Genomic DNA, 16,954 nt, shown 5'->3' with positions numbered 1-16,954 from the left:
ACAATGTTACTGTTCACATCAATTCTACAATCATTTTGCTCTGTTTTCCATTTTACCATGTCTTTTATCTTAAGGTCAATTGTGGTATGCTGAATGCAGAAAATATTCTGGATTAAAATGTTACCGTCCACAGTAACATCAAAATTCATCCAATTCAACGGAGGTATTATCATGTCATCAGCCGCTTCCAACATTCACATTCGTACCGCCTCCCCCAACGATGCAGCCGCACTCCTTGCAATCTATGCACCTTATGTGCGTGAAACCGCCATCACCTTTGAATATGAGGTTCCATCCACAGAGGAATTTGCCCGGCAGATCACACACACACTGAAAAAATACCCGTACCTTGTTGCAGAAAAGGATCACACAATTCTGGGATATGCCTATGCAGGACCGTTTCACGAGCGTGCTGCATATGACTGGGCTGTTGAAACTTCCATCTATGTAGATCAGAATCTAAAGCACTCCGGTATCGGCGGGCTTCTCCATGATGCGCTGGAAAATGCATTAAAAAAACAGGGCATTCTCAATATGAATGCATGTATTGCCTGCACACCAACAGAAGACCCTCACCTCAATAACAACAGCGTCGAGTTCCATACACACATGGACTATCGTCTCGTTGGTGAATTTTATCAGTGCGGATACAAATTCCGCACGTGGTACAACATGGTCTGGATGGAAAAACAGATTGGAGAGCATCTGACAGATCAGCCTGAGATCCGAAAATTCAGGGATATAGAATCCGACATCTGTTACAGGAAATTTATGAAGTAATTTCCTGTAACAAATACGAAAAAAGCACCTCTTCCGAGGTGCTCCACTTAGCAGGGCTACAAGGATTCGAACCTTGAACTGACGGAGTCAGAGTCCGTTGCCTTACCGTTTGGCGATAGCCCTTTATTGTTTTTCGCTTGCTCATCGCTCGCGACGAATGTTATTATATTACAGCCTTCCGAAAAAATCAACCCCTTTTTTTAATTTTTTTCAAAAAAATATTTCGTGCCGTTCTACGGGAATAATGGTATAATAGATTAACCTTAAAGAAAAGGAGATAACAGATGAGAGCAATGAATCTGACCCTGCTCACCGATTTATATGAATTAACCATGATGCAGGGCTATTTTAAGAACCCGACCAATCAGACTGTAATTTTCGATATGTTCTATCGTGTGAATCCTTGTGGCGGCAGTTTTGCTATTACAGCAGGTCTGGAGCAGATGATTGAATATATTGAGAACCTTCATTTCAGTGATGAAGATATTGAATATCTCCGCAGCCTTCATATTTTTGAAGATGACTTTCTGGAATATCTGAGATCATTCCATTTCACCGGTGATATTTATGCAATCCCGGAAGGAACAGTTGTCTTCCCACGCGAACCTCTCGTTAAAGTAATCGCGCCGATCATGGAAGCTCAGCTTGTTGAGACTGCGATCCTGAATATCATTAACCATCAGAGTCTGATTGCCACAAAAGCAGCCAGAGTATGCTATGCAGCCCGTGGTGACGGAATCATGGAATTCGGTCTTCGCCGTGCTCAGGGACCGGATGCCGGCATCTACGGTGCACGTGCTGCAGTGATCGGCGGATGCGCCGGAACATCCAATGTCCTCACCGGTCAGATGTTCAATGTGCCTGTTCTCGGAACGCATGCCCACAGCTGGATCATGAGTTTCCCGGATGAATATACCGCATTCAAAACCTATGCAAAAATGTACCCGAATTCCTGTACCTTGCTCGTAGATACCTACGATGTCCTGAAATCCGGTGTACCAAACGCGATCCGTGTATTCGAAGAAATGCGTGAGGAGGGCATCCAGCTCACTCACTACGGTATCCGTATTGACAGTGGTGATCTTGCCTACCTTTCCAAAGAAGCTTACAAAATGCTGGCTGCTGCCGGTTTTGACGATGCAACGATTTCTGCATCAAGTGACCTCGACGAATACCTGATTGACAGCCTGAAGACTCAGGATGCAAAAATCAATTCCTGGGGTGTCGGCACCAACCTGATCACCAGCAAAGATAACCCGGCTTTCGGTGGTGTATATAAGCTCGCCGCAGTCAAAGATGACGGAAGCAGTTCCTTCACTCCAAAGATCAAACTTTCCGAAAACACTGAGAAAGTCACCAATCCTGGTAACAAGACCGTTTATCGTATTTACAGCAAATCCACCGGCAAGATCAAAGCTGATCTTATCTGTCTCGCAGACGAAGTCTTTGATCCGGAGGAAACTATGATCATTTTTGATCCGACTGATACATGGAAAAAGACCAAAGTCCTCAGCGGCACCTATGAACTCCGTGAGCTTCTGGTTCCAGTCATCCGTGAGGGCAAACGTGTCTATACTTCTCCTGAAGTCATGGATCTGCGTGCATACTGCCAGAAAGAACAGAATACTCTGTGGGATGAATCCCGCCGTCTCGTAAATCCGCAGAAAGTTTACGTAGACCTTTCTCAGAAGCTGTTTGATCTTAAGAAAAACCTTCTTGAAGAAATGAGCGAAAAAGCTCTCGATTAAAAAGGCTTCATACTCCCCTCTCAACTTTCATATACTGGAAAATGAGGGGGGATTTTTATGATTACTGATTACACACGTCTTATCAATAAAGAGTATCCACTTCCACCGGACTATGTGCCACCGGATCTGATCGACATCGGACTTCCATTTGACTGTGCTCCCGGCAATCCCAAAAGACTTCTCGAAAAAAGGACTGCATATGCTGCCAGAGAACTGATCTGTCGCAGTCAGCACGAAGGAATCAGTCTGTGCTGTATCTCCGGTTACCGCTCCTATGACCGCCAAAAAGAACTTTTCCATGGCAGTTCCTACGTCGCAGCTCCCGGTACCAGCGAACATCAGAGCGGGCTTGCCCTTGATCTTTCCAGTCCATCCGTACAGATGGAGCTTACAGAAAAATTCGGAGATACTTCGGAGGGACGCTGGCTTGCCTCCCACGCACCTTTTTATGGTTTTATCCTTCGCTATCCTCTCGGAAAAGAAGATATTACCAGGTATCCTTATGAACCCTGGCATATCCGTTTTGTCACCCGAACCCTGGCCATCTACCTTACAAAAACAGGCATGACGCTGGATGAATACTATACTATTCAAAAAAAGAACTGCACTATGACAGTTTAACGCGTTAATTTACTTTATTTTTTTAAAATAACGTGTTATACTACTGTTCAAAGCTGATAAAAACACAGTATATGTGTGAAAATATCCATGGAGGAAACAATTATGTCTATGAAAACCAATCACCAGCTTCCGCTTCCGGAAGTGTTGAAGCAAGAATATCCACTCAGCAAAGAGCTGCAGAAAGCCAAGCTGCTTCGCGATCAGGAGATCCGTCGTATTTTTACCGGCGAATCAGATAAATTTGTCGTTCTGGTCGGCCCTTGTTCCGCAGACAACGAAGACACGGTTTGCGAATATGTCAATCGTCTCAAAAAAGTCGCTGACAAAGTATCTGACAAGTTAATGATCATTCCGAGAGTCTATACCAATAAACCACGTACTACAGGTGACGGCTACAAGGGCATGCTTCATCAGCCGGATCCGGATAAAGCCCCGGATCTTCTTGCCGGCATCATCGCAATCCGCAAGATGCACATCCGTGTGCTTGAAGAAGCCGGTCTTTCCTCAGCAGATGAAATGCTTTACCCGGAAAACCGAAGCTATCTGGATGATGTGCTTTCCTATGAAGCAATCGGTGCACGTTCCGTCGAGAACCAGCAGCACCGTCTGACTGCAAGCGGCATGGACATCCCGGTCGGCATGAAGAATCCGACAAGTGGTGACCTGTCCGTTATGCTTAATTCTGTAATTGCCGCACAGCACCCACATCACTTCATCTACCGTGGCTGTGATGTAGAAACCAGCGGAAACGAACTTGCACATACGATTCTCCGTGGTGGTGTCAACAAATACGGTCAGACCATCCCTAACTATCATTATGAAGATCTGATGCGTCTTTATGACCTGTATGGCAAAAAAAATCTCAAAAATCCAGCTGCCATCGTAGATGTAAACCATTCCAACTCCGGCAAGCAGTTCAAAGAACAGATTCGTATCGTAAGCGAAGTACTTCACAGCCGCAACTACAATCCGGATCTCCGCAAACTGATCAAAGGTGTTATGATCGAAAGCTATCTGCTTGAGGGCAGACAGGACATCAGTGACCACATGACTCCGGGCTGCTCTATCACTGATCCGTGCCTCGGATGGGAAGATACGGAACGTCTCATTTACGAAATTGCTGAGAAATGTTAACTTATTTTCAATAAACTCTCTGTTAATAAAAATGGAAGACTTTCGGCTCTCCGAAAATCTTCCATTTTTATTATTATTATTTTATGATTCCATCTGTCGTCCAAGAAACCCTGCAGCCGTCTGTACGAGCATCTTTTCCGGGGTTCCGAACTTTTCTCCATTGCCTTTTCCGATCAGTGATACTGAACCAATCGCATCTCCGGCGCAGATGATTGGCTGTACGATCACTGCTCCCGCATTTTCTTTCTGGTTCTCGACCAGAGAGATTTTTCCGCGTTCCCCGGAATGAAAACAACGCATTTCTCTGTCTGAGATTACTCTGTCCAGTTCCCTGCTGATCTCCTTACCGGCAAATTCCCTGCTCCTCTGCCCTGCTGCCGCCACCACCTGATCGTGGTCTGTGATACATGCGACCATTCCTGTCGCCTGAGCCAGTGCCTCGGCATATTCTTTGGCAAAAAGATTCAATTCTCCGATAGGCGAATACTTTTTCAGGATGATTTCGCCTTCTTTATCCGTAAAAATCTCAAGCGGCGTACCTTCCTTTATCCGCAATGTGCGACGAATTTCTTTCGGAATCACAACTCTTCCGAGATCATCGATACGGCGGACGATTCCTGTTGCCTTCATATTTTTTATGTTCCTCCTATTGTTTTTCCATATTTATATCTTCACAAGTGTCGTTTGCTGTACCGTTATTATATGGAAAAACAGGAGAATTATGTGTAAAACTGTGAAATCGTTTTTAATGCAAGCGGATTGATGCCTGTCGGAATAGGATGCGGTTTTGCAATATAAAATCCCTGAAGCAGATCCACACCAAGTTCCAGAACTTTGTTGATCTCTTCCGGTGTTTCCAGCCCTTCCGCAACAATCTTCATGTCACGCTTATGCGCATACGCAACAATATTTTCCACGATCTGCTGCTTGTCCGGATCCGTATCAATGTCGCGAATGATCGAAAGATCGACTTTAATATAACCCGGTGCCAGATCGAGAAGGCTTTTTTCATTACTGTAACCGCTTCCATAGTCATCCAGTGCAAAGACACCACTGAATGCCGACGCATTTTTCTTGTGCTGCAGTGCGTGATAATCCAGCGATTCTTCCTCTGTGATCTCGATGACAAGCTGCTTTGCCAGATCTTTAAAACGCCTTGCAAATTCTTCCTCGTCTTCTCTGTCCATATGCTGGCTCGCAATGGAATTTACAAAGAGGAGTGCATCTCCCTTAATCAGATTCTTTTCTTTCAGTTCTTTGAATTCCTGTGTCGCGTGGAATAATGTCATACGCTCAATTTCACGCAATGCACCTTCTTCACGTGCAATTTTCATAACTACATCCGGGCTCTTCAATATCGGAAGTTCTGATCGCATCAGAGCCTCATAAGCTTCAATCTCACCGGTTTTGGCTGAAACAATCGGCTGGAAGTAGTACGTAACCAGTTCTTCTTCCACAAAACGATGAAATTCACGCCGAATCTGACTGTCACGAAATTCTTCTTCGTAAATATCCTGATTAAACTCTGCAATTTTGCCTTTTTCTGTCTTTTTGACCTGATACATGGCAAAATCCGCATGTTTTCTCATAACTCCCAGACTGTTACTGTCCTCCGGATACCATGCCACACCACTGGAAATACTTAAATGCAGCTTCTGGCCATTCGGCAGGCGAATGACCTTTCTTTCGATTGCTTTTCTCAACTTATCGAGCTGGTAACGAATCTCATCCTGACTCTTATATCCATGGAATAAAAGATTAAACTCATCACCGGAAATATGCGCACTTAACGTTCCTTTCGGTGTGCCTTCTTCCAGGCAACATCCTGCCTGACGGATATATTCATCGCCCCAGTCATGACCAAATGTATCATTTGTATACTTGAGGTTATCCAGATCCATCATAACCAAAGCAGCATGGCCGATCTTGTCCGGATGACTGAATATCTTTTCACTTTCCCGTTTAAATGCACGACGGTTATGCAGACCGGTCAGTGCATCATAATCTCTTTCATGTTCGATTCGGAGACGTTCCATCATAGCAGTTGTCACGTCTTCCACCAGGCCAACCTGTACCCAGCCTTCCATTTTCACTTCCATTCGTACATAACGAAGACCTCTCTTCGGAAGCCGGACACAGTAAATATTTGTATCACCTGATTCTGATTTGAAGAAATAATTTTCTGTAAATTCTCTCAGTATCTTTCGAAACTCGTCGAGATTCAAAACAGCATCTGCACTAAAAGGCGCTCCTATCACGGCAAAGAAATTTTCTGTAAAAAATACACTTCCTGTATCAAACCGAATCTCATATCCACCGATCTCCACACTCGCCATTTCCATAATACGCAGGAATTTCGTAGAAGTGTTCAGGACATCCTGACTGAGCTGTGTAATCGCATCAGAAAACTGATCCAGTTCACGGATTCCTGTGCTGGAAAGTTTCGGAATCGTATTTCTGCTTCCCTGTGCTTCTGCCACTTCCTCTGAAAGTTTTGCAATCGGACTTGCCAGACGCCGACTGATAATATAACTGCATACCACACCAACCAGCAGCGTAATCAAAATTGTCAGCTTCAGCATTGCAAAAACCTGATTTCCAAATGCATAGAGATTTTTTTGCTCTACTGCACCGATCAGCATCCACTGTTCTTTTGAAAATGGCGCATTTTTGTTGTACAGTTCCAGCGGATATGCCGATACCATGTATTTCTTTTTGCCGGCATTCATTTCATAAATATTTCTGGAAAGCCGGTTCAACGTAATGTCTTCACCCACTGTACCTTTCAGTGTTCCTTCTTTTGACGATACATCTACAGATTTTACATTTACAGTATCTGAGTCCAGATCTTCTCCTGTCTCAGCCAGAATATACGTACCTGTATTATTATTCTGAAGTTCCGTATATGGAATCATCGTCTCCAGATAAGTCGTAAGCATTTCCACACCTATGACACCATATACTGTTCCATCGTCCAAAATCAGCGGAACAGAATATGCCACCACTGAACGGTCATCTCCCGGCAGAGTATACGGTGTACTTGTCCAGCGTCCGTAATCCACTGCATTTAGCTGTCCACCATCCTTATATGCTGCCTGAAAAACAGGATAAAGAATTCCCTCAGTTTTGTTATTTTTGAATTTTATTCCCGGTGTCCAGCCCTTGTCCGTAGAAATCCCAAGAGACTTAACAAGCTGCACCGGCGAACGCTCAAGCAGAAGATCATGATTTCTTTCGGAAGCCGCTGTCATCGGATCCAGATCTCTGATATAAATTCCCTGCAATACAGAATCTGTCTCACGTTCATCAAGATCATGTGTATTAAATATCACAAAAATACCATTGACCGACCTGTGGCGCAGCACATTGATAAGACTGTCACTGGTTTCTTCCATCAGAGATGCACAGGCTTTTTCATCAGAATCGAGTTTTTCAATATCCAGTCCTGATGCAATCCTGCTTTCTACAGCATTATTCAATATGCCGGATATAGACGACAGATTTTGATTTTCTACCATAGTGGTTTCCAGATAATTCTGTCTGTTTTCCACCTGTTTTTTCAGAATATCCACGGCATTCTTGTTAAGCTGTTTCCCTACGTTTCCAAAATACAGCGTAGCCACTAAAAGGAACAGTTCTATTATCAATACAATCAGCATTGCCTTAAATATTGACTGAAAAATCGATTTTTCTTTTTTCTTCTGTTGATGCATCCGGAAAAATCCTCCTTCTCCAGTTTCAGAATACACTAACCCTCATATGTCTGTAATTTTGTCAGCGTATCTTCATACCATCTGTCAAAATATTCTCCGGTCAGAAATTCTTCGGTTGCCGCTTCCATCGTCTGTCCGGCATCAATTCTTTCCTGAACAGCCTTTCTGTCCGCATCTGCAAGATCACTCATCGAATATTCCAGTACTGAACGGGCATCCTGCCCGCCTTCAAATGCCGGTGTTGTATATAATTCATTGTTATTTACTGTTTCAACAGCTTTTGTCAGAACCTTATCCATAGATTTTGGAAGATCTGTTCCACCCTTTCTGATCTCAACCATATCGTTTGCTTTTTGGGTTACCGGAAGATATCCCGACCCAATAGAAAAGCTGGTATTGTTCTCCGGTTCTGTAAGATATTTCAAAAATTCAACGCTCGCTTCGATTTCTTCATCAGAGCCTTTCGTCACAACCATTCCGGCTCCCTGCTGTACTGCAACCTTTTTTCCTCCCTCAAACTCAGGCGGTGTAAGTACTTCCAGTTCAATATCATGTGATTCTGTGTCACTGGTCATTACCTGTGTCGGGAAAAATGTGGCACTTGAAGTTGCACCCACATATGCCAGAATATTTCCTGTTTTAATATCATCACTGCGAAAACGACCGGATGCCGCAAAATATCCTTTTACATATGGAACATAATAATTGTCCCAAAGTTTACGGACAATCTCTTTGTCAAAATTCAACGTCATCTTACCGTCTTTCACTTCAAAAAGATTTCCTCCAAGCTGTCTCGCACCTACAAACATATAATTTGCCATTGCATCTCTTCCAAACAGTGCCTTACCGTCATCTGGTTCTTCTGTCTGTTCATCTGTCCAGTTATAGTATTTCTCTGAAGTCTCTACCAGGTCTTCTACTGTCTCCAGATCTGACTCGTCTGCGCCGGTTGCTTCTGCAAATTTATCCCAGTCCGTTTTATTCAGAAAAAGAAGTTCTGTAGATTTTGCAACCGGGAATATCTTAATACTGCCGTCACCGGAGAAATCACCTTCTTTTAAATAAGCATCTATATATTCATTTTTTTCTTCATCAGTCAGATAATCACTGAGATCGACCACCTGACCTGCCTGATCTAATTTATACGCAGTATCTGCATATGCAGAAAAAATATTCGGCATATCGGCCGCACCGACTTTTTCTTCGGCAGCATCCATTACATTTGATTCCAGGTCATTAACACTTCCCTGACTGGAACTTTCTACAACAATATTCTTTTCTTTACCTACACTTTCATTAAAAGAATCTACCAGAGCATTAAATGCATCCAGCTGTTCTCCGTTATAATAAGTCCATACCGTCAGGTTTACCGGTTCTTCTGATTTTCCGATCCCGGACTCTGCCCTGCATCCTGTAAGCAGACCTGCAAGCAGTGCACTTCCTGCCAGTACAGTGATTATTCTCTTCTGGTTCATGTTGTCTCCTTCCCTGAGCCTTCTGTATATCTTTACAATTTTCAAGCATAACCTGGTACCATTGTACCATCTCAGGACTACGTCTTCAACAATAGCTACCTTGTATTTTCCGCATTTTCTGCACAGAAAAAGGAGCTGCCGCACTGATTCCTGCTCAGTACGGCAACCCCTATTAATCTTATTTCAGATATTTTTTATCTGTTCTTTCTTCTTTTTTCCTTAAGCAGAAGAATTACTGCTGCCAGGGAAAGTAATGCCAGATACAGATTTACTTCCGTCGGTGTGGAATCTCCAGTCTTTACAGAAAGAGGAATTCCTTTTGTCTTCTGATTCGGAATATCCTGGCCTGACTTCTTCTCCTCCTCTTTTTCGGAAGATGGTTTCTGTTGAGGTTTCCTGTCTGTTTCCTGTTCAGGCCGTTTTCCTGAATTCTGATCATCACCGTTGTTTTTATCAGGTTTCTTAGAAGGTTTCACCTTACGGTAACTGTTGACATAATGAACTTCGCCATATGCGGAACTGATATCTACGTTTCCGCTGACATGGATCAGAAGAGGATTATCTTCATAACCAGTATGTCCATTGGAACGGATCACAAGATTACTGGAATCTACATCTTTTCCAGATACATCACCTCTTGCGATAATGTCAATGTCCTCTGCTGTCATTCCTCTGATTTCCATTTTATCTGAAATATTATTCAGATAAATATCATCAGCTTTTGCTTTGATACTGTCCACATCTGTATTCATTCTGTTTTCCGGTGTACCCAGACTGCCATTGATCTCTGCTTCCAAATGTCCGCCGCTGATCATGGAATCTGCCGTTTTACCGGTCAGATCACCGTCAACTCTGATCTGTACAGTGCCATCTTCTCTCTTTCCGTGGATTTCATCCACGATAAGATCTCTGTCATTTTCGAGATAAACATTATCTGCGCTTGCTTTGACTTCTGAAACACTGACACTGAATGGATTATCCGTTGTTCCGATGTCGCCATCCGCCGCGGACAGATCTGCTCTTTTTGCTTTAACTGCCGGAGATTTTCCCGGAACATCTTTCAGATTTCCATCTACCCGGATCGTAACATCTCCGGTTCCGTTACTGCTGTTGATGTTGTCTACTGTAAGATCAGACGGTGATGTAAGAGAAACATAAAGTAATAATATCCCTCTTCACTCCGGTCCAGATTTATGAGTTCTGTACAGCCCTCCATAGCTTCATCAAATCTTCCTGCTGAAAAGCAGAGCGCCGTTCTGGTCATCTTCATCTGTATCTTTTCTTCTTCTGTAAGTTCCATTTCCTTCAGAAGATAATCAACCGGTTCTATAGCTTCTTCGTATTTTTCTTCTTTAATGAGTTTTTCGGCCTTATTACATGCATCAAGAAGTTTCTGTTGTTTATCCTGAAGTTGTCTCTTTGCATCCTTAAATGCTTCAAGCACTTTCATTGGATCTTTCAGTACTTCCTGTATCTGTGCGTCCAGAAGTGTTTCGGGTCCGAAATCTGTCTGTATTTCCTGCTGTGCTGTATAATGAATTACAAATTCCGATACAACAAGCACTGTCACAAGACAGACCGCCGTTACACGGAGCCACTTTTTGCGGTACCATTTCGTCTTTGTCCTTCCGGAATTCTCAGAAGGTCCTCTGATTTGTTGTTTCTTCTTTATCTTCATTATTTCTGTTCTCCACCGCCTTTTCTTAATTTTCAGAATTTTTCATTAAAGAATATCAATTCACAAAAATATAGTTATTTTTATAATACTTCTCTGAAATATTTTTTTTCAACATCTAAAGAATGAAACGTACAATAATGGAACGAAAAACAAAGTGAAATATAATACATGAAAACATCTTGATAATATGATAATTAATAATATTTCAGTGTGAAAAATCATGATATGGAAATAAAGAAACTCAGATAAAAATTGATAAAGAAATGTACGATTAAAGATGTGTATTAATAAATAAATATATATGGTCCTAAAATTGTTTTTCGGTATAATTCCATATTGAAATTATACCGAAAGAATCTGTCTGCGAATCTCATCATATTTTTTCCGTGGAACCGGGAGCTCTGTACCATCCCGCATAGTAATAGCATAACGTCTGATAGCCGTAATATACTGCGGATTGACCAGATAACTTCTGTGAGTCATAACAAAACAATCCTGCGTCTGCTGTGCAAGTTCTTTAATACTGTTTTTTGCAAAAATGCAGTCTGTAAGAGTCCTGACAACAGTTTCTTTACCCAGTGCAGAAATAAACATAACATCAGACAGCTGCAAAAACATCAGGGATCCGTTAACATCACAGACAGACAGTTTCCTGTCACTGGTCAGACGTAAAATTTCTTCTTTCATATAGTGACTTGCCATTTTTCCCATTGTATCAGGAAATGCTTCATCTTCAGCAATTTTCAGCTCACCTATTGGATTGGAAATATGGATATGACTGATCTGCAGTCCATTGCCGGTATTCTCCCACACAAACGTACAACGCTGCTGTGCAGACAAAAAGAACTTTTCTTCAGGATCTGTTGTTACAAGATATTTGCCCCGTATGTCTCGGGATTTTTCCATTACTCATGACAAAATGCCTCGCGGAATATTACCTGTGAACAGTAATTTAGATTCTTTTAATAAATTTTCTCTTCACAAATATGTATAAAAGTGTTATAGTTTTAGCATACTTCTTATGTAGTATTGATTACTACATGATATGTTTTTAATTATCTCATACCTATTTTACAGTTTAGGAGGCGTTTACTATGATGCATATAAACTCACTTGTCTCAAAATTAAATTTAAAGGATCCGTGGAGTGCCATCACACACGGAATTGCGATGCTTCTGGCAATTGCCGGTACCGCTCCTCTTTTGCTACGGGCTGCTTCCGGTGAGAATGCTCCGCTTCATATCGTGGCACTGGCAGTTTTTATCCTCACTATGATCCTTCTCTATACAGCAAGCACAGTTTATCATTCCGTTGATTCTACCGAAACTGTTAACCGACGCCTGCGTAAGATGGATCATATGATGATCTTTGTTATGATCGCAGGAAGCTATACACCGATCTGCCTGATTGCACTGCATAACCGTATCGGTTATATCCTCTGTGGACTTGTATGGGGCGTTGCGATCCTGGGCATTCTACTTAAGGGACTCTGGATCACCTGCCCGAAATGGCTCTCTTCTGTGCTTTATATCGGTATGGGATGGCTGTGCGTCCTTGCCTTTGTCCCGATTTTTCATTCTCTTCCGCGTGCCGGTTTCGGCTGGCTTCTCGCAGGAGGCATTATTTACACCGTCGGCGGCATCATCTATGGTTTGAAACTTCCTTTATTCAATGCCCGTCACAAAGACTTCGGTTCACATGAAATCTTCCATGTATTCATTATGCTTGGAAGTGCCTGCCACTTTATCCTCATGTATTGCTTCATCTCTACCCTGCCAATTTAACGGCAGGGTATTTTTCTTATGAAAGTTCTTTCTAGAATAATATTATTTCTCTTTCAAAAATCCATCAGGGCAAGTTTTTCTTTCCTTGTAAGCTGCTTAATCGCATACTCCCTGCTCATCGCTTCTTCTTTCGTTGCATATCCCTCATAGTAAACCAGTTCCACCGGGCGCTTTGCCCTCGTATACTTTGCGCCGGCCTTCCCCTCATTATGCGCTTTCAGACGTTTCTCCACCGAGGTTGTCCACCCCGTATAAAGTGTACCATCCGCACATTTCATCATGTATGTATAGTTCATCCTTTTCCTCTTTTACCGGTCATGCTGTATCTTATGTAACAACCTTTTTATTTGCTCTATGTAAAAGGATAACCGCCATTCTTTCCGGCAGTTACCCTCATTTCTATATAAAGCAGCCGGCTACGAATTTTTATTTCCTACCTGCTTTATTATACGTTGTACTTTCTTTTTTGTGAACCATTTACGGAAGATATGCAATCGGATCCACAGGTTCTCCGTTCTTTTTCATTGCAAAATAAAGATTGCTACCTTCTTTGCTGTAATACTTTGTCGGAGTCCCCACATACCCGATCACTGTACCTTTTGTTACTGTGTCACCCTCTTCAACAGTAAGATCCTTCAACTGCCCGTAAACTGCCTGATAGCCACTTCCGATTTCCATAGTTACGGTAGTTCCTGTCTGCGGATCTTCCTCAATTGAATAAACAGTTCCCGGAACAGATGCCAGAACAGGAGCTCCTTCCACTGCCTGAACAGAAATTGCCGGGCTTAATTTGTACTGATCCAGCGTCGGAAAATAAACCGTCTGATCCATGTTATAATCCAACAGGATCGATCCATCTACCGGCCATTCCATCAGCGTATCTTCCGAAAAACTCAGTTTTGGAGCTGCTTCGGCACTTGCAGAAGTGCTTACACTTTCTGTATTGACTGCACTCTGTGCTGCTCCGTTCCCATCTACGGTCTGTACGGATGTCTGATCTGCATCTTCGTTGTCTGCAAGTACTGTGTTTTCTACACCGCTCATCTCTTTTTCAGTGTCTGTTCCTTCGTCCTTCATCTCCGCTTCTACAAGACTGGTTCCCGCATCTACTGCCGAATCCTCATTCTCTTTGTTATCTGCCGTGTCATTCAGGTACGATGGTGCTTCTTCCTGAATTTCCACATCCGTTCCGGATGTTCCGAGCTGATAAACTCCAATTCCCGCCGCTGCAAGAACCGCCAGAAGCGCCGTATTTGTTACGTACCTTACAATTCTGTTATTTGCCATATTCTTTTCACCTCTGCTTATAATCATTTCTGTATTAACAGGGTGTCCAGTATATGCAAAAATATTCAATTTTACTAAATATAATCAAAATCTTCTGTTTCAATTTCCATCAATGGAAAATAAATATGTAAAATTTCCTGCCATGTTTTTCCCTCTTTTGCAAGCACATCCCCGCCATATTGAGAAAAACCAAGCCCATGCCCTTTTCCTTTGCTTAAAAAGCGTATTCTGCCATCCAGCTTCTGCATGGAAAATGCCGGCGATGCAATTCCCATCCCGGATGCAAACGCAGTTCCTTCTAATATATTATCGTCTGCCGTCAGACTCTGCACATATCCTCTTTTATCCCGTGAACTAATCGCCAACTCTTTTGGAAGCTGTTGTTCTGATACATAAGTACTGCTTAAATACTCTGCCGCATCTTTATCTGCACTGCTATCCACCGATTTCAGATAGGCATATTGCGAATCATGAAAAGCTTCCTCCCCGTCTCTTGTTTCTCCGGCACTGATTTCATGATAAGGTACCAGTTTTAACTCTCCCTCCACAGTAAGTATCTGACCCTGCGTATTTTTCACCGCTGTCTCATAACATTTTTCCGGAATTTTCCATACCCATCCTTTTTGTTTTATGTTATTGCTGATTTCACAAAGAATGGAACCTGTGTCTGCTTGCTCCTGAAGCTTTCGCATAAGATTACTTCTTGCTATGACTGCCTGTGCTTCAAGCGTCTCTATCCGATATTCCGGAGAAATCTGCTCACTTAAAATTATCGGAAGTATGTTTTCCATATCTGTTGTTTTATTTACAGCAACTGCCTCCGGACCATTTACAAAGACCGTGACCAGATATGGAAGTGTCAGTAACAGAAAAATTTTTGTAACCCACGATTGTTTTCTGCCCTTCATATTTATCTTCCATGCTCGTTTTACTCTAATATATGAAAATCATCCATACTTTATAAGTAAATTCGATATTTTTCCCTTTTTTCTTTCTTTGACATCAAAAAACATCCATTATATAATGTAAAAAAATTTCGGAGGTTTTATATGATTGCAATTTATCTTGCACCTGTTTATATTATCCTCAACCTGTATATTCTGCGATGGGCATATTTGTGGATGGGCAGCTGTCACAGTATTTTGCGTACTATGGCATTTCGCACTATTTTCGCAATTATCTATGCCATAGTCGCGACCAGCCTTGTATCCGGTTTCTTTATTAAAAAGCCAAGAGTGCTACATCGCGCATTAAAAGTAACCGGAAATTATTTTCTCGGTATTTTCCTTTACTCACTGATGATCGTGATGGCGGCTGATCTCGGACGGTTATTTTTCAAATATGTATGCAGAGTATCGTGGATTCACTCACGAATTGCCTTTAATGTTGCAGGTGCTGTCTGTGTATTGCTAATCATTGGTCTGTGTATCCGGGGAATTATCCATGCAAAATACATTAAAGTAACACCTTATGAAGTTACGATAAATAAAACTGTTCCCGATACAGATAAACTTAAAGTTGTTCTCGTCGCTGACACACATTTCGGTTACAATGCCGGTGTCATCCATGCACATGAACTTGTCCATAAAATCAATAAGCAAAAACCTGATCTTGTCTGCATTGCCGGAGATATTTTTGACAATGAATATGATGCGATCCGCAGTCCCGAAAAGCTCTCAAAGGTTCTGCGTTCCATCAAATCCACTTATGGAGTATATGCATGCTGGGGAAATCATGATCTGAACGAGGCAATTCTTGCCGGATTTACCTTTCATCACAAAGGAGATAATATCTCAGATGTAAAAGATCCACGCATGAATGAATTTCTCCGTAAATCCAATATTAAGCTTCTCGAAGACGAAAGTGTCCTGATAGATAACAAATTTTATATTGTCGGACGCAAAGATGCCTCCCTCATAGAAAAGATCCATGAAACAAGAAAAGCCCCTGACCAGCTTACCAAATTGCTGGACAGGGACAAACCGATCCTTGTTATTGATCATCAGCCAAAAGAACTTCAGGAACTTGCTGACGCGGGTACTGATTTAGATCTGTGCGGTCATACACACAACGGACAGACCTTTCCCGGAAATCTGACCATCAAACCGATGTGGGAGAATCCATGTGGCATCAGCCAAAAGGATGCCATGACCTGCATTGTAACTTCCGGTGCCGGTGTCTGGGGACCCGCCATGCGATTAGGTACGGACAGCGAAATCTGCTCAATTCAGGTCAATTTCGTATCACCCGGACCCTGAAGCCAGAAAAAAAGTTTTTTCCACATGCGATGATGTTTTCGATTGTGCACTATCCACATATTCACATCTTTATCCATATTTTCTGCAGAGACAGTTGCTGCGCCAGCTGCATTTCCATTAACCGGAGATGCAGTAACAGCCTGTCCGATCACAGATACATCTACTTCATCCCTCTTCGGAACCATACTTACCAGAAAACAAAGAATTACAGTTATCAGTTTATGAAACCTTTCCTTCATATTTTTCATAATGAACCTCCTGCTATTCTCCATAAAAAGCACCGGGACTGCGCACTTCCCACTACTACATATGTAATATAATATATGCAGCAGTTGTCTTGTTTAGAACGACAGTGCATCTTTGTTTTAACTTTTTTCCGAGTACAAAAAAAGCACTATCGAAATGATAGTGCTTTCTAATGAGACATCGGGGATTCGAACCCGATTACACACTTGAAACCCTTGAAAAGAAAGGAG

The 16,954-nt window shown here is 42.3% G+C and carries 16 protein-coding genes and 1 tRNA gene; 6 read left to right on the top strand and 11 right to left on the bottom strand.

Annotated elements, in window-relative coordinates; all coding sequences use genetic code 11:
* Positions 1–171: 171 nt before the first annotated feature.
* Complete coding sequence (locus tag DWW86_RS14625) at positions 172–780, top strand: GNAT family N-acetyltransferase (protein ID WP_117943820.1); 609 nt, start codon at positions 172–174, stop codon at positions 778–780.
* A gap of 51 nt (positions 781–831) precedes the next feature.
* Here the strand turns inward: DWW86_RS14625 and DWW86_RS14620 are convergent.
* Positions 832–903, bottom strand: a tRNA-Gln gene (locus DWW86_RS14620).
* A 161-nt stretch (positions 904–1,064) separates the two neighbouring features.
* Here DWW86_RS14620 and DWW86_RS14615 point away from each other — a divergent pair.
* From DWW86_RS14615 to DWW86_RS14605, 3 genes are all read left to right on the top strand, one after another.
* Entirely contained in the window at positions 1,065–2,528 is a 1,464-nt protein-coding gene (locus tag DWW86_RS14615) for a nicotinate phosphoribosyltransferase (RefSeq protein ID WP_117943819.1), read from the top strand.
* Between the two features lie 57 nt (positions 2,529–2,585).
* Positions 2,586–3,149, top strand: a complete 564-nt coding sequence (locus tag DWW86_RS14610) for a M15 family metallopeptidase (RefSeq protein WP_117943818.1) — start codon at positions 2,586–2,588, stop codon at positions 3,147–3,149.
* A gap of 102 nt (positions 3,150–3,251) precedes the next feature.
* Positions 3,252–4,283: a 3-deoxy-7-phosphoheptulonate synthase gene (locus DWW86_RS14605; protein ID WP_117943817.1), complete on the top strand. Its 1,032-nt coding sequence runs from the start codon at positions 3,252–3,254 to the stop codon at positions 4,281–4,283.
* Between the two features lie 81 nt (positions 4,284–4,364).
* Here the strand turns inward: DWW86_RS14605 and DWW86_RS14600 are convergent, their stop codons facing one another.
* The 6 genes from DWW86_RS14600 to DWW86_RS14575 all read right to left on the bottom strand — a co-directional run bounded on the left by DWW86_RS14600 (position 4,365) and on the right by DWW86_RS14575 (position 12,055).
* Complete coding sequence (locus DWW86_RS14600) at positions 4,365–4,913, bottom strand: stage V sporulation T C-terminal domain-containing protein (RefSeq protein ID WP_117943816.1); 549 nt, start codon at positions 4,911–4,913, stop codon at positions 4,365–4,367.
* 89 nt (positions 4,914–5,002) lie between these two features.
* Positions 5,003–7,996 (bottom strand): bifunctional diguanylate cyclase/phosphodiesterase, encoded by a 2,994-nt coding sequence (locus DWW86_RS14595; RefSeq protein ID WP_117943815.1) that lies wholly within the window; start codon positions 7,994–7,996, stop codon positions 5,003–5,005.
* Between the two features lie 35 nt (positions 7,997–8,031).
* A complete protein-coding gene (locus DWW86_RS14590; RefSeq protein WP_117943862.1) occupies positions 8,032–9,471 on the bottom strand; it encodes an extracellular solute-binding protein in 1,440 nt (479 codons plus the stop codon).
* A 194-nt stretch (positions 9,472–9,665) separates the two neighbouring features.
* On the bottom strand, positions 9,666–10,370 hold the full coding sequence (locus DWW86_RS14585; protein WP_117943814.1) for a hypothetical protein: 705 nt from the start codon (positions 10,368–10,370) through the stop codon (positions 9,666–9,668).
* A 221-nt stretch (positions 10,371–10,591) separates the two neighbouring features.
* On the bottom strand, positions 10,592–11,149 hold the full coding sequence (locus tag DWW86_RS14580) for a hypothetical protein (RefSeq protein WP_117943813.1): 558 nt from the start codon (positions 11,147–11,149) through the stop codon (positions 10,592–10,594).
* A gap of 342 nt (positions 11,150–11,491) precedes the next feature.
* Entirely contained in the window at positions 11,492–12,055 is a 564-nt protein-coding gene (locus tag DWW86_RS14575; protein ID WP_117943812.1) for a LytR/AlgR family response regulator transcription factor, read from the bottom strand.
* Between the two features lie 188 nt (positions 12,056–12,243).
* Between DWW86_RS14575 and trhA the strand changes: the two genes are divergently transcribed.
* Positions 12,244–12,933 (top strand): PAQR family membrane homeostasis protein TrhA, encoded by a 690-nt coding sequence (trhA, locus tag DWW86_RS14570; protein ID WP_117943811.1) that lies wholly within the window; start codon positions 12,244–12,246, stop codon positions 12,931–12,933.
* 53 nt (positions 12,934–12,986) lie between these two features.
* Here the strand turns inward: trhA and DWW86_RS14565 are convergent, their stop codons facing one another.
* The 3 genes from DWW86_RS14565 to DWW86_RS14555 all read right to left on the bottom strand — a co-directional run bounded on the left by DWW86_RS14565 (position 12,987) and on the right by DWW86_RS14555 (position 15,128).
* Entirely contained in the window at positions 12,987–13,229 is a 243-nt protein-coding gene (locus DWW86_RS14565; RefSeq protein WP_072522561.1) for a GIY-YIG nuclease family protein, read from the bottom strand.
* 181 nt (positions 13,230–13,410) lie between these two features.
* Positions 13,411–14,220: a M23 family metallopeptidase gene (locus DWW86_RS14560; protein ID WP_227196729.1), complete on the bottom strand. Its 810-nt coding sequence runs from the start codon at positions 14,218–14,220 to the stop codon at positions 13,411–13,413.
* 74 nt (positions 14,221–14,294) lie between these two features.
* Positions 14,295–15,128, bottom strand: a complete 834-nt coding sequence (locus tag DWW86_RS14555; protein ID WP_072522560.1) for a SpoIID/LytB domain-containing protein — start codon at positions 15,126–15,128, stop codon at positions 14,295–14,297.
* A 141-nt stretch (positions 15,129–15,269) separates the two neighbouring features.
* On the opposite strand from DWW86_RS14555, the gene DWW86_RS14550 reads away from it, so the two are divergent.
* Positions 15,270–16,478 (top strand): metallophosphoesterase, encoded by a 1,209-nt coding sequence (locus DWW86_RS14550; RefSeq protein ID WP_072522559.1) that lies wholly within the window; start codon positions 15,270–15,272, stop codon positions 16,476–16,478.
* Here DWW86_RS14550 and DWW86_RS14545 read toward each other — a convergent pair.
* The gene (locus tag DWW86_RS14545) at positions 16,448–16,726 is read right to left on the bottom strand and encodes a hypothetical protein (protein WP_015543413.1); all 279 of its coding nucleotides are present in this window, start codon (positions 16,724–16,726) and stop codon (positions 16,448–16,450) included. The two genes, DWW86_RS14550 and DWW86_RS14545, sit on opposite strands and share 31 nt — an antisense overlap.
* Positions 16,727–16,954 lie beyond the last annotated feature (228 nt).

This window comes from Ruminococcus sp. AF17-22AC (assembly GCF_003460065.1).
GTDB lineage: Bacteria > Bacillota > Clostridia > Lachnospirales > Lachnospiraceae > Blautia_A.
Note: the sequence above shows the minus strand (reverse complement) of the source record. Positions and strands in the feature narration are given on the sequence as shown.